This window comes from Candidatus Mycolicibacterium alkanivorans (genome assembly GCF_022760805.1).
Lineage (GTDB): Bacteria > Actinomycetota > Actinomycetes > Mycobacteriales > Mycobacteriaceae > Mycobacterium > Mycobacterium alkanivorans.
Genome location: NZ_JAIVFL010000001.1, coordinates 1,560,600 through 1,573,374, shown reverse-complemented (window position 1 = coordinate 1,573,374; position 12,775 = coordinate 1,560,600). Strand labels below are relative to the sequence as shown.

The window sequence follows — 12,775 nt, the reverse complement described above, 5'->3', positions numbered from 1 at the left end:
CCGGACAGCAGAGCATGTCGCTAGCCATCACCAGCGACGCTACTCCAGTCGGAGTCGGCGCGCCGCACCGGCGCGCCGCGCCGTATGGCTGTTACGCGAGGACGAATTTCTTGAGCACCGGCTCGTCGGCCAGGCCCCAGTGCTTGATGCTGTCGGAGACCACCTTGCGGGCCGTGTCGAAGTCGAAGACACCGGCCTTGGCGACATTCTGCAACTTGTCCTGGAACTCCTGGATGTCGCCGCCGATGACGCCGAACGCACCCGCGCGACGCGCGATCGAGCTGATCGTCGAGTCGCGGTTGTACTCCTCGAGGCAATAGTTCACCAGGTTGCGGAAGAAGTCCTCGTGACGCTCCTCGTCCTTGGCGATTCGCCCGACCAGGCTCTTGAGGACCGGCTCGGCGATCTTGGACTCGAGGTTGCGCATGTACACCGCGTAGGCGGTCTCCAGGAAGGCCATCAAGACCAGGGTCTCGATCTGGGTGAGCTTGTCGCCACGGTAGCCGCGCATCACGTGCGCGACGCGGACCTGCTCGTCGGCGGCCGGGTCGACGTTACGGGTGACCACCAGATACTCACGCAGCGCGATGGCGTGCAGTGTCTCCTCGGCGGTCCACCGGCCCAACCAGCGGCCCCACTTGTCCTCGAGAATGAAGTGCTCGACGAGTTCGCGGTGGTAGCCGGACAGGTTGTCCTTGGTGATCAGCATGATCTCCACGGCGTCCACGATGTCCTGCGGCAGGGTGGCCTGCGAGGGATCCCAGTCCTTGCCGCCCAGGAAGGCGAAGTTCTCGCCCTGGTCGAACGGGACGTAATCGTGGGCATACCACTCGTCGGCCGTCTCCAGGAAACGAGCCAGATTGTCGGCGACAACCGGCTCAAGTTCCAGGGTCAGCGCATTCGCGACAGGTTTCTGTGTCATACGGTAACTGTAACTCAAAGACACGTCTGGCAAAAAATCGGTCCGCGCCCGGCGTTTCGCTCGTCAGAGGGTCAGACCGGGGTACAGCGGGTTGGCGTCGAGCAGTTCGGCGGAGGCCGCGCGCACGAAGTCGGCGGTGTTGTCGGCCAGCGTGTACTTCGCCTTCGACGTGCCATCAGCCTGCGTGTTCGACAGCACGTGCACCACCAGCTCGGCGACCCGGTCGAACTCGATGGGACCGAACCCGCGGGTGGTCAGCGCCGGCGTGCCGAACCGGATCCCCGAGGTGTACCAGGCGCCGTTGGGGTCCGACGGGATGGAGTTGCGGTTGGTGACGATGCCCGAGTCCAGCAGCGCCGACTCGGCCTGCCGGCCGGTGAGCCCGAACGACTGAACGTCGAGCAGCACGATGTGGTTGTCGGTGCCGCCGGTGACCAGCGTGGCCCCGCGGCGCAGCAGCCCCTCGGCGAAGGCCTTGGCGTTGTCGGCCACCCGCTGGGCGTAGGCCCGGAACGACGGCTGGCGCGCCTCGGCGAAGGCCACGGCCTTGGCGGCCATCACGTGCGACAGCGGTCCGCCGAGCACCATCGGGCAGCCCTTGTCGACGGCGTCGGAGTACTCGGCGGTGGCCAGCACCAGACCGCCGCGGGGGCCGCGCAGCGACTTGTGCGTGGTGCTGGTGACGACGTGCGCGTGCGGCACCGGGTCCTCGTCGCCGGTGAGCACCTTGCCGGCGACCAGGCCGGCGAAGTGGGCCATGTCCACCATCAGGGTGGCGCCGACCTCGTCGGCGATCTCACGCATCGTGGCGAAGTTGACCCGCCTCGGATAGGCGGAGTAGCCGGCCACCAGGATCAGCGGCTTGAACTCACGGGCGGCGGCGCGCACGGCGTCGTAGTCGAGCAGACCCGTCGCCGGGTCGGTGCCGTAGCTGCGCTGGTGAAACATCTTGCCGGAAATGTTGGGCCGGAAGCCGTGGGTGAGGTGGCCGCCTGCGTCCAGCGACATGCCCATCAGCCGCTGGCTGCCCAGCCTGGCGCGCAGCCGCTCCCACTCCGCCTCCGACAGGTCGTTGACGTTCTTCACCCCGGCGTCGTGCAGGGCGGGGGCCTCGATCTTGGTGGCGAGGATCGCCCAGAACGCCACCAGGTTGGCGTCGATCCCGGAGTGCGGCTGGACATAGGCGTAGGGGGCGCCGAACAGCTCACGGGCGTGCTCGGCGGCGATGCTCTCGACCTCGTCGACGTTCTGGCAGCCCGCGTAGAAGCGGTGGCCGACGGTGCCCTCGGCGTACTTGTCCGACAGCCAGCTGCCCATGGTCAGCAGCACCGCGGGCGAAGCGTAGTTCTCGCTGGCGATCAGCTTGAGCGAATCCCGTTGGTCGGCGAGCTCTTTGCGCGTCGCGGCGGCGATGCGGGGTTCGACTGACTCGATGACCTGTAATGCCGCGCGGTAGGCCTCGCTGGCGGTGGCGGCATAGTCGGTGCCTGGGGTGGCAGCCGGGCTGGAAAGCGTCGAGTCTGCAGTCATGGCCCAAGCCTATCCGCCGCTGTTCAGGCCGCGTCGACCCGCAGCGCCGTGGGGATCAGCGGCTCGTCGAGCAGCCGGCCGAACCGTTCGGTCAGGCCCACCCCGGCCGGGCGTTCGTCGAGCCACGAGCGCAGCAGCCGGTATCCCTCGACGTAGGTGCTGGTGTAAGCCCGCCACAGCGGCGAGGACAGGAACCGCAGCGACTGCCGCGCGCGGGTGTGGTCGATCAGCAGCCAGCGCTGCAGGAACGCGACGACGTCGTCGACGTCGCGGTGTTCGTCGTGCAGCATCAGCGCAGCGTCCTGGCGCACGTCGGCCAGCGCCGCGGAGGCCTCCGAAAGCTCCTCGGCGAGTTTGCCGTCGAACCGCAGGCCGAGGTCGGCGTAGATCTCCGCAGCCCAACTCCCCCAGCCAGGTCCGACCGCCGCGTACAGCGCCAGGTCGGCCAGGCCCTCGGCCATCAGGCACTGCGGGGTGTTGACCAGGAAGATGGTCTGCTCCTGCTGATCCTGGCCCTCGACCAGACCGGCCTCCTTGCGGCAGTGTTCGGTGTGATGGCCGGGGTAGGTCTCGTGGGCGACCAGCCGCGGCAGGTTGGCCATCTGCTGCTTGAGGTCGGCGTTGATCGCGACCGTCGAGCGGTAGTTGCCTTCGTAGTAGTTGAAGCCCGACCACGGCTTGTCGGTAACCACCTTGTAGACGATGGTCTCGGCATCCGGCAGCGGGTACGTCGCGCGGACCTTGTCGCGCAGGGCGCTGGAGAAGGCGTGGATGCATTCCTCGAGCCGCTGCGGCGGGATCTCGTCGGCGCTGCGGTGGGCGGCCATCCGCTCGGCCAGCGGACCGCTGCCGCCGAGCACCTCGTCGATGCGAGCGTGCGCGGCGCGGTAGCGGTCCTCGTCGCCGCGGCTGATCCGCACGTCGAAGTAGGCCTGCACTTCGTCGATGAAGCCGACGGGCTCACCGGCGAACTTGCGGGCCGCACAGGCCAGGGCTTTGAGGTGGGCGCCGATGAAGTCGGCGCGCTGGTCGGTGAAGCCGTCGGCGCGCGGAACCTGCGGCAGAGCGGCCAGCAGGCGGTCGGCCTGACGGGCCAGCTCGGCCGGCTCGGGGGCGGGCTCGTCGGCCACGGCGCGGCGCAATGCCGGATCGCCGGTGAAGGAGTCGACGTAGCCCTCCTCGATGCGGTCGAAGCGCAAGCCGAGCATGAGGTAGTCGCGGATGAGGGCGCCGGGCTGCATGCCGACCACGCTAGCTGCAAGACTGTGCCGATGGCGCGGCTGAGCGAACCCAGCCCCTACGTGGAATTCGACCGGCGTCAATGGCGCGGTCTGCGTTCGTCGACCCCGTTGAAGCTCACCGAGGAGGAGCTGACCGGACTGCGCGGCATGGGCGAGCAGATCGACCTGCTCGAGGTTGAAGAGGTTTACCTGCCACTGGCCCGATTGATCCATCTGCAGGTGGCGGCCCGGCAGCGACTGTTCGCCGCCACCGCGGAGTTCCTCGGCGAGCCGCAGCAGAACCCGGACCGGCCGGTGCCGTTCGTCATCGGCGTGGCCGGCAGTGTGGCGGTGGGCAAGTCGACCACCGCGCGCGTGCTGCAGGCGCTGCTGGCCCGCTGGGAGGACCACGCCCGCGTCGACCTGGTCACCACCGACGGGTTCCTCTACTCCAACTCGGAACTGACGCGTCGAAATCTGATGCACCGCAAGGGCTTTCCGGAGAGCTACGACCGTCGCTCGCTGATGCGGTTCGTGACGTCGGTGAAGTCGGGCGCAGACCAGGTATCCGCGCCGGTGTACTCACATCTGATCTACGACATCGTGCCCGGCGAGAAGCACGTCGTCACCCATCCAGACATCCTGATCCTGGAGGGGCTCAACGTCCTTCAGACCGGGCCGACGCTGATGGTCTCTGACCTGTTCGACTTCTCCGTCTATGTCGACGCCCGCGTCGAGGATATCGAGCAGTGGTACATCGAGCGGTTCCTGGCGCTGCGCAGTGGCGCGTTCGCCGACCCGGCCTCGCACTTCCACCACTATGCGAGCCTGACCGACACCGAGGCCGTCGCCGCCGCGCGTGACATCTGGAGTTCGATCAACCGGCCCAACCTGATCGAGAACATCCTGCCGACCCGGCCCCGCGCGACGCTGGTGTTGCGCAAGGACGCCGATCACTCCATCAACCGGCTGCGGCTGCGCAAGCTCTAGTTGATCGGCGGCGGCCCGGTGAGCGGGTTGAGCCGCTGCACCGGCAGCTCAGCGCGAAGACGACCGCCGACAGCGCCGCCACGGCTACTGCCCGAACCGCCGGTGCCGGCTGCTGTAGTCGCGCAACGCGCGCAGGAAGTCCACCCGCCGGAACGCCGGCCAGTGCGCGTCGGTGAACCACATCTCCGAATATGCGCTCTGCCACAGCAGGAATCCGGAGAGTCGCTGCTCCCCCGATGTCCGGATCACCAAATCCGGATCGGGCTGCCCCGAGGTGTAGAGATTCTCCGAGATGCCGTCGATGGTGACGGTCTCGATCAGCTGCTCGGCGGTGGCGCCGTTGGCCAGTTCCTTGCTCAGCAGCGCGCGCACGGCGTCGACGATCTCCTGCCGCCCGCCATAGCCGACTGCCAAGTTGACGTGAAACGACGCCGGCGGCAGGCCGGCGGTGGAGTCCACCGCGTCACGCAGGCGGCGGGCGGGCTCCTCGCCGAGCAGCTCCAGATCGCCGACGGTTCGCACGCTCCACCGATTCGTCGGCGCGCAGATCTCCTCGACGACGTCGGTGATGATCTCGATCAGGCAGGACAGCTCACCCGGGTCACGCTGCAGGTTCTCCGTGGAGAGCAGGTACACGGTGGCCATCTCGATGCCGGCATCGGCACACCAGCGGAGCATCTCGGCGATCTTGGCCGCGCCCATCCGGTAGCCGTAACTGACGTCGTCGTGACCAGCGTCACGAGCCCAGCGCCGGTTGCCGTCGCACAGCACGGCGATATGCCGCGGTAGCTGGGATTTGGAGCGCGCCAGCTCCTGGCGCAGCCGCATCTCGTAGAGCCGGTAAGCCGGTTCTTTGAGGCGAGGCGGAATGATCTCCACGACAAACCAGACTACTGTTAGGAACAGCGATCAGGCCCTCGTGCGCGCGATGGAGGTGACATGACCACGAGCGTCGACACCCCCGACCCCCGCCGATCGAAGTCTTCCGACAACCGCGACGCCGAAGACTTCCCCGAAGCCGTCGTCGACGCCGCCGTCGAGTTCCTCGGAAAGCCCCGCCTACGTGGCTGGATCCACGTCTATGCCGCCGTCGTCGCAGCGATCGCCGGCGCGGCCCTGGTGTCGGTGTCGTGGTCGGTGGAGTCGACGCGGGCCGGCGTCGCCACGCTGATCTACACACTGACGATCGTGGCCATGTTCACCGTCAGCGGCACCTATCACCGGGTGAACTGGACCTCACCGACCGCCCGCAAGTGGATGAAGCGGCTCGACCACTCGATGATCTTCATCTTCATCGCCGGTAGCTACACGCCATTTGCCCTGCTCGCACTTCCTGAGCGCAGCGGCTGGATCCTGTTCTGGATCGCCTGGGGCGGCGCCGCCGCCGGCGTCGCGCTCAAGATGTGCTGGCCGTCTGCGCCACGGTGGGTGGGCGTTCCGCTCTACCTGCTGCTCGGCTGGGTGGCGGTGTGGTTCATCGTGCCGATCACGAACGGCGCGGGCATCGCGGCGATGGTGCTGCTGATCGTCGGCGGCGCGCTGTACAGCATCGGTGGGGTGCTCTATGCGCTGAAGTGGCCCAACCCATGGCCGACGACGTTCGGTCACCACGAGTTCTTTCACGCCTGTACCGCGGTCGCGGCGATCTGCCACTACATCGCCATGTGGTTCGCCGTCTTCTAACGGTGCTGACGTTCTCCGGGCCCCGGAAGGCCTTCATCGACGCGATCTTGGCATCCTTGGCCACGGCGTCGAGATACTGACAGGCGGTCTGGGTGATCTGCTCGGCACTTGGCATGGCCGGAAAGCTACCCGGACACTCCGAGCGCGTTGGCGAGGTCCTTGGCGCTCGTCACCGGCAGGTCGCACACCCGGCCCCGGCACACGTAGGCGGCATCCGCAGCTCCGACCCGGTCACGTCCGGCTAGCAGCGGCGACGAGTCCACCGGCCCGCCGACGACGATCGTCCCGCCGGGTGCCATCCGCCGCGCCGCCGCCAACAGCGGCGAACTCGCATCCGCAGTGGCCACGGCCACCTGCAGCGGCCCGCGCACCGCCGCCTCTGCCACCGCCAGCCAGTGCCCCGCCGACCGCGGCGCCTTGGCCAGCAGCGGGGAGTGCGCCAGCAGTGTCTCGGCCGCGTCCTCGCCGTAGCGGCCGGCCCAGTCGCCGTCGATCATGTGGCCGATGGTCAGCAGCGCCTCGGCGATCAGCGACGCCCCCGACGGTGTCGCACCGTCCAGCGGGTCCGACGGGCGGACCATCAACTGCTCGGCATCATCGGCGCTGTCAAACCAGCGGCCGGGCCGGTCCGGATCGGCGAAGTGCCCCTGCGCCAAGCCGACCAGCTCCGCCGCCGTCGCCAGCCAGGACCCGTCACCGGTCAGCTGATGCAGCGTCAGCAACCCGGTCGCCAGCGCGGCATGGTCCTCCAGAATGGCCGCGCTGTCACCGACCACGCCACCGAGGCTGGCGCGCCGCAATCGGCCGTCCACGAAGTGCAGGTCGACGATCACCGTCGCACACCGCACCGCAGCCTCCAGAAGCCCCGGATCATCAAGGGCCACACTGGCTTCCGCGAGTGCGGTGATCGCAAGCCCGTTCCACGCCGTCACGACCTTGTCGTCTCGCGGGGGCTGCACCCGCGTCGAACGCTCGGCCAGCAGCGCGCCACGAACCCGCTCGAACCGCTGCGGGTCGTCAGGATCGGCAGGCAGTTGCAGCACCGACGAGCCGTGCTCGAATGTGCCGCGCTCCGTCACGGCGAAAACCCTTGCCGCCCAAGCTCCGTCGTCTTCGCCGAGCACCTCGCGCAGCTGTGCGGGCGTCCACACGTACGTCGAGCCTTCCGAACCCGCGGCGTCGGCGTCCAGCGAAGAGGTGAACATGTGACCGTCGGCGAGGTCGTTGATCAAGAACGAAGCGGTCTCCGCCGCCACCCGGCGCGCCAGCGGATCCCCGGTGCGCCGCGCCCAGTGCGCGTACGCCCGCAGCAGCAACGCGTTGTCGTAGAGCATCTTCTCGAAGTGCGGCACCACCCAGTCGGCGTCCACGCTGTAGCGTGCGAATCCACCGGCCAGCTGGTCGTAGATCCCGCCGCGCGCCATCGCCACACCCGTGCGCTCCACCGCGGCCAGCGGCACCGGCGAACGGGTGCGCTCGTGGGTGCGCAGCAGCGCCTCCAGCAGAGCCGACGGCGGAAACTTCGGCGCCCGGCCGAACCCGCCGCGCTCGGTGTCCTCGTCGCCAAGGATCGCCGCGACAGCGTGATCGCACAGTGCCGGTTCGATCTCGGGACCACCGCCGGGCAGTCCGGCAGCCATCCGACGCAGCTCGCCGGCCACCTGGTCGGAGGCCTGCTCCACGTCGTCGCGCTGGGTGCGCCAGGTGTGGGCGACGGCGGTCAGCAGTTGGAGGAACTGCGGTCTCGGGTAGTAGGTGCCACAGAAGAACGGCCGGCCGTCGGGGGTCAGGAAGCACGTCATCGGCCAGCCGCCCTGGCCGGTCATCGCCACCGTGGCGTTCATGTACACCGCGTCGAGGTCGGGGCGCTCCTCGCGGTCGACCTTGATGCAGACGAAGTCGGCGTTGGCGGCCGCAGCGACTTCGGCGTCCTCGAAGGACTCGTGCGCCATCACGTGGCACCAGTGACAGGCGGCGTAACCGATCGACAGCAGGATCGGGACGTCGCGGCGGACGGCCTCGTCGAGCGCCTCGGCGCTCCACTGCCGCCAGTGCACCGGGTTGTCGGCGTGCTGGCGCAGATATGGGCTGGTCGCCGTCGCCAGCGTGTTAGCCGCTGGGCTCACTCGGAGACCTCCCGCTGCCGGCTTCGGCGCCCCCGCTCTGCTCGGCCACCTCTTCGGCTGGTTCGTCGTCGAAGCTCTTCGGCAGCTTCTTGAGCTGCCGGTTCATCGACCACACCAGAATGAACACGCCGATCAGCAGGAGCACCACGACCAGCAGCCCCAGCGGGCTGGCCTTGCCGAAGTCCGGCCCGCTGTTCTTGGGCGGTTCGGCCAGCACCGACACGGTTGTCGTCAACAGGTCTATCACTCGAAGATCTCGATTCCGGCGAACAGGTCGTCTTCAGGTAGGTCAGCGGGCACCCGCGAGCGAGCAAGTTCGAACTCCTCGGTGGGCCACAGCCGCTGCTGCCACTCTATGGGGGTTGCGAAGAAGAATCCGCTGGGGTCGATCTGGGTGGCGTGCGCCTTGAGCGCTTCGTCGCGCACGCGGAAGTAGTCCGCGCACGGCACCCTGGTTGTCACCCGCCCGGCGTGGACGTCGATCTCCGGGTCCCAGTTCTCCAACCACTTGGCGAACGGACCCTCCTGACCGTTCTTGGCGAACTCGTCCTGCAGCAGCTGCAGACGCTGACGCAGGAAGCCGTGGTTGTAGTAGAGCTTGCTGATGTTCCACGGGTCGCCGGACTCCGGGTGCAGCCGGTGGTCGACGGCGGCCTCATAGGCGGCGACCGACACCTGATGGCAGCGAATGTGATCAGGGTGCGGGTAGCCGCCGTTCTCGTCGTAGGTGGTCATCACGTGTGGCCGGAACTCGCGGATCACCTTGACCAGCTCGGCGACCGGCTCCTCGAGCGGAACCAGCGCGAAACAGCCGTCGGGCAGCGGCGGTAGCGGGTCGCCCTCGGGCAACCCGGAGTCTTCGAACCCCAGCCACCGGTGTTCGACGCCGAGGATCTCGGCCGCCTTGGCCATCTCGTCGCGGCGCACGTCGGCGATGCGCCCGCGTACCTCGGGAAGGTCCATCGCCGGGTTGAGGATGTCGCCGCGCTCGCCACCCGTCAGCGTGACAACCAGCACCCGGTGACCTTCGGCGGCGTACCGCGCCAAGGTGGCCGCGCCCTTGCTGGACTCGTCGTCCGGATGGGCGTGGACGGCCATCAACCGCAGTTCGGTCACTTCTCCCTCTACCCGCTTTGGTTTTTGCTGCACCCTGCGTACTGCTGAAACACTGGCAGCACGTCCTATAGTTCCTGTCCTAATAGTTTCATCCGCGCCATGCGTACCCGTAATCCCCACCTGCTGACGAGAGATGCACTCCACACCATGACCGAGAGCCCCCCGCAGCTGCCCGAGTCGCGGTACGGGCGACAGCGGATGGCCCCGGCCACGCGGCGCCGGGTGGCGATTGCCCTGGGTGTGCTGGTCCTGGCGTTCGGCATCCTGGTCGCCGTGGTCGGCTACCAGCGCTTCGAGGGCAATGACGTCGAAGGCAGCATCGCCGCTTATCAGGTGGTCGACGATCAGACGGTGTCGGTCACGATCAGCGTGACCCGAAAGGACCCGTCGCGACCGGTGCACTGCATCGTCCGGGTCCGGTCGCACGACGGCGCCGAGACCGGCAGACGCGAGGTGCTGGTCGGGCCGTCGGATCAGAAGACGGTGCAGGTCACGGCCGCCGTGGAGTCGTACAAACCACCGTTCGTCGGCGACATCTACGGTTGCGGCACCGACGTGCCGTCCTACCTGGTGAACCCCTGATCCGGTTGCCGCCCGGCTAACAGAGAACTGCGAAAATCTGAAAACCCGCCGTCTCACCGGTGGTAGACTTGGTCAATACACGGTTCCTGCTGGGAGCCGTGTATTGCTTCATTAGCGCGTTTGCACGCTGCTCTGCGGAGGCAATACACGCGGAATTATCCGCATGTTCCCGGCAGCGACAAAAGACTGCACCGCGGGCGCCGCGGAACCACATGAATGAGGAGTACGACGATGACCGACACCGTGACCTGGCTGACGCAGGAGTCATATGACCGGCTCAAGGGCGAGCTCGACCAGCTGATCGCCAATCGTCCGGTCATCGCTGCCGAGATCAACGACCGGCGCGAGGAAGGCGACCTGCGCGAGAACGGGGGCTACCACGCCGCACGCGAGCAGCAGGGCCAGGAAGAGGCCCGGATCCGCCAGCTGCAGGAGCTGCTGAACACCGCCAAGGTTGGCGAGGCGCCCAAGGTGTCGGGTGTGGCACTGCCGGGTTCGGTGGTGACCGTCTACTACGACGGCGACAAGTCCGACACCGAGACCTTCCTGATCGCCACCCGCCAGGAGGGCATCGACCACGACAAGCTCGAGGTCTACTCCCCCAACTCCCCGCTGGGCGGTGCGCTGCTCAACGCCAAGCAGGGCGAGACGCGCGAGTACACCGTGCCCAGCGGCAAGACCGTGAAGGTCACGCTGGTCAGCGCCGAGCCCTACCAGGGGTAACCTCCTGACGCGTGGCGCGCATCGCCGAAGACCTGCTTCTCCTGCTGCTCGACAACGCCGCGGCCCAGCCCGCAGTCGAGCGGGCCAGGTTACAGCGACTCATCGCCGCGGCGGTACTGCTCGATCTGGCCTACGAATGCCGGGTCCGGCCCGCACTGGCTCACGAGCCGGTGCCGCCGGATCGGCTGGTCGCGCTGGCCGGCCGGCCGCCGATCGACCCGGTGCTGCGTCCCGCGTTGGCGTTGCTGTTGCAGGCGCCGATCACGCCGGCGGCCGCGATCGGCAAGCTGCGCAAACGCGCCGAGGACGACGTGCTCGACCAGTTGCTGCGTACCGGGCAGCTGCATCAGGTGCAGTTGTCCGCACACCGGTTGCGCCGCAACACTTATGCGTGGCCGATGGCCAACCGGGCGCGGGTGGACCGCGCGCGGTCGGCCGTCGTGGCCGCACTGTTCGACGGGCAGCGTCCAGACCCCCAGACGGCTGCGATCGTCTCGCTGCTGCACGCCGTGGACGGACTGGGCACGCTGCTCAGCCTCAACGAACGCGGCTGGCACTGGGTGCAGGCCCGCGCTGGCGAAATCGCCAGCGGCACATGGGTTGACGACAGCAGGATGAGCGACGTCAACCTCGCGGTGACGACTGCCGCGGTCCGGACGGCGTTACGCTAACGCCTGCTCGAGGTCGCCGAGAAGATCGGCCGGGTCCTCGATACCGACCGACAGCCGGACCAGGTCGTCAGGCACCTCCAACTGCGAGCCCGCAGTCGAGGCATGCGTCATCGCACCGGGATGCTCGATCAGCGATTCCACCCCGCCCAGCGATTCGGCGAGAATGAAAACCTCTGTGCGCGAGCACAATCGGTGGGCGGCCTGCGCGCCACCGCGCATCCGGACCGACACCATGCCGCCGAACCCGCGCATCTGGCGGGCGGCGACGTCGTGACCGGGATGATCGGGCAGGCCGGGATAGAGCACCCGCTCCACCGCGGGATGACCGGCGAGGAACTCGGCGACCTTGGCCGCGTTCGAGCTGTGCCGGGCCATCCGCAGTTCCAGCGTCTTGAGCCCACGCATCGTCAGGTAGGCGTCGAACGGGCCCGGCACGGCGCCGGCGCCGTTCTGCAGGAACGCGAACTTGGCGTCGAGTTCCTCGTCGTTGGTCACCAGCGCACCGCCGACCACGTCGGAGTGTCCGCCGATGTACTTCGTCGTCGAGTGCAGCACGATGTCGGCGCCCAACGTCAACGGCTGCTGAAGGGCCGGAGAGGCAAAAGTGTTGTCCACCAACACCTTTGCGTCAGAAGCCGAGCCGATCTGGACGATCGCGGCGATGTCGGCGATGGTCAGCAGCGGGTTGGTGGGCGTCTCCATCCAGATCAGCCGGGTTCGGCTGGTGATCGCCGCGCGCACCGCGTCGAGGTCGGACAGCGGCACCGGCGTGTGCTCGACGCCCCACTGGCTGAACACCTTGTCGATGAGCCGGAAGGTGCCGCCGTAGGCGTCGTCGGGGATCACCAGGTGATCGCCGGGGCGCAGCACCGCGCGCAACGCGCAGTCGGCGGCGGCCATGCCGGAACTGAACGCACGCCCGAAGTTGCCCTCCTCGACCGCGGCCAGCACCGCCTCGAGGGCGGCGCGGGTCGGGTTGCCGGTGCGGGCGTATTCGAATCCCCCGCGCAGGCCACCCACTCCGTCCTGGGCGAACGTGCTGCTGGCGTAGATCGGGGCGTTGACCGCCCCGGTAGCGGGGTCGGGCCGGTAACCGGCGTGGATGGCCTTGGTCGCGAACCCGTGCACCCGATGCCGGTCTGCGGCACTTCGCTGCTCACTCATCGCCGTCGAGCCTATCTGGACGAGAAAAGGCGCTCACCCTCGGAGTGA

General features: G+C 68.1%; 11 protein-coding genes and 1 pseudogene. 5 read left to right on the top strand and 7 right to left on the bottom strand.

What is annotated here, in order from left to right:
* Positions 1 to 91: 91 nt before the first annotated feature.
* From K9U37_RS07895 to K9U37_RS07885, 3 genes are all read right to left on the bottom strand, one after another.
* Positions 92 to 922, bottom strand: coding sequence for an acyl-ACP desaturase (locus K9U37_RS07895; RefSeq protein ID WP_243071224.1), 831 nt, complete (start codon positions 920 to 922; stop codon positions 92 to 94).
* A gap of 63 nt (positions 923 to 985) precedes the next feature.
* Positions 986 to 2,452 (bottom strand): glycine hydroxymethyltransferase, encoded by a 1,467-nt coding sequence (locus tag K9U37_RS07890; protein WP_243071223.1) that lies wholly within the window; start codon positions 2,450 to 2,452, stop codon positions 986 to 988.
* A gap of 23 nt (positions 2,453 to 2,475) precedes the next feature.
* On the bottom strand, positions 2,476 to 3,693 hold the full coding sequence (locus K9U37_RS07885) for a DUF885 domain-containing protein (protein WP_243071222.1): 1,218 nt from the start codon (positions 3,691 to 3,693) through the stop codon (positions 2,476 to 2,478).
* A 30-nt stretch (positions 3,694 to 3,723) separates the two neighbouring features.
* Here K9U37_RS07885 and coaA point away from each other — a divergent pair, with 30 nt between their 5' ends.
* Complete coding sequence (gene coaA / locus K9U37_RS07880; protein ID WP_243071221.1) at positions 3,724 to 4,662, top strand: type I pantothenate kinase; 939 nt, start codon at positions 3,724 to 3,726, stop codon at positions 4,660 to 4,662.
* An 84-nt stretch (positions 4,663 to 4,746) separates the two neighbouring features.
* Here coaA and K9U37_RS07875 read toward each other — a convergent pair whose 3' ends face one another.
* Positions 4,747 to 5,541, bottom strand: coding sequence for a (2Z,6E)-farnesyl diphosphate synthase (locus K9U37_RS07875; RefSeq protein WP_243071220.1), 795 nt, complete (start codon positions 5,539 to 5,541; stop codon positions 4,747 to 4,749).
* A gap of 60 nt (positions 5,542 to 5,601) precedes the next feature.
* On the opposite strand from K9U37_RS07875, the gene trhA reads away from it, so the two are divergent.
* Positions 5,602 to 6,345 carry a PAQR family membrane homeostasis protein TrhA gene (gene trhA, locus K9U37_RS07870; protein ID WP_243071219.1) on the top strand — a complete coding sequence of 248 codons (744 nt, stop codon included), beginning with the start codon at positions 5,602 to 5,604 and terminating at the stop codon, positions 6,343 to 6,345.
* Between the two features lie 125 nt (positions 6,346 to 6,470).
* On the opposite strand, the pseudogene K9U37_RS07865 reads toward trhA, so the two are convergent.
* Both K9U37_RS07865 and mca read right to left on the bottom strand, forming a co-directional pair.
* Positions 6,471 to 8,520, bottom strand: a pseudogene (locus K9U37_RS07865) (thioredoxin domain-containing protein).
* A 194-nt stretch (positions 8,521 to 8,714) separates the two neighbouring features.
* Positions 8,715 to 9,587, bottom strand: a complete 873-nt coding sequence (mca, locus tag K9U37_RS07855) for a mycothiol conjugate amidase Mca (RefSeq protein WP_243071216.1) — start codon at positions 9,585 to 9,587, stop codon at positions 8,715 to 8,717.
* Between the two features lie 147 nt (positions 9,588 to 9,734).
* Here mca and K9U37_RS07850 point away from each other — a divergent pair, with 147 nt between their 5' ends.
* The 3 genes from K9U37_RS07850 (at position 9,735) to K9U37_RS07840 (ending at position 11,563) form a co-directional block, all read left to right on the top strand.
* Complete coding sequence (locus tag K9U37_RS07850) at positions 9,735 to 10,169, top strand: DUF4307 domain-containing protein (protein ID WP_243071215.1); 435 nt, start codon at positions 9,735 to 9,737, stop codon at positions 10,167 to 10,169.
* A gap of 231 nt (positions 10,170 to 10,400) precedes the next feature.
* Positions 10,401 to 10,892: a transcription elongation factor GreA gene (gene greA, locus K9U37_RS07845; protein WP_243071214.1), complete on the top strand. Its 492-nt coding sequence runs from the start codon at positions 10,401 to 10,403 to the stop codon at positions 10,890 to 10,892.
* Between the two features lie 11 nt (positions 10,893 to 10,903).
* Positions 10,904 to 11,563, top strand: a complete 660-nt coding sequence (locus K9U37_RS07840; RefSeq protein WP_243071213.1) for a GOLPH3/VPS74 family protein — start codon at positions 10,904 to 10,906, stop codon at positions 11,561 to 11,563.
* On the opposite strand, the gene K9U37_RS07835 is transcribed toward K9U37_RS07840, so the two are convergent.
* The gene (locus K9U37_RS07835; protein WP_243071212.1) at positions 11,555 to 12,727 is read right to left on the bottom strand and encodes a cystathionine gamma-synthase; all 1,173 of its coding nucleotides are present in this window, start codon (positions 12,725 to 12,727) and stop codon (positions 11,555 to 11,557) included. The genes K9U37_RS07840 and K9U37_RS07835 overlap by 9 nt on opposite strands.
* Between the last annotated feature and the right edge of the window lie 48 nt (positions 12,728 to 12,775).

What these genes read in the sequence shown, in the direction of transcription:
- K9U37_RS07850 (WP_243071215.1), top strand. Translation starts at nt 9,735, where the DNA reads ATGACCGAGAGCCCCCCGCAGCTGCCCGAGTCGCGGTACGGGCGACAG.
- greA (WP_243071214.1), top strand. Translation starts at nt 10,401, where the DNA reads ATGACCGACACCGTGACCTGGCTGACGCAGGAGTCATATGACCGGCTC.
- coaA (WP_243071221.1), top strand. Translation starts at nt 3,724, where the DNA reads ATGGCGCGGCTGAGCGAACCCAGCCCCTACGTGGAATTCGACCGGCGT.
- trhA (WP_243071219.1), top strand. Translation starts at nt 5,602, where the DNA reads ATGACCACGAGCGTCGACACCCCCGACCCCCGCCGATCGAAGTCTTCC.
- K9U37_RS07835 (WP_243071212.1), bottom strand. Translation starts at nt 12,727, where the DNA reads ATGAGTGAGCAGCGAAGTGCCGCAGACCGGCATCGGGTGCACGGGTTC.
- K9U37_RS07885 (WP_243071222.1), bottom strand. Translation starts at nt 3,693, where the DNA reads ATGCAGCCCGGCGCCCTCATCCGCGACTACCTCATGCTCGGCTTGCGC.
- K9U37_RS07895 (WP_243071224.1), bottom strand. Translation starts at nt 922, where the DNA reads ATGACACAGAAACCTGTCGCGAATGCGCTGACCCTGGAACTTGAGCCG.
- K9U37_RS07890 (WP_243071223.1), bottom strand. Translation starts at nt 2,452, where the DNA reads ATGACTGCAGACTCGACGCTTTCCAGCCCGGCTGCCACCCCAGGCACC.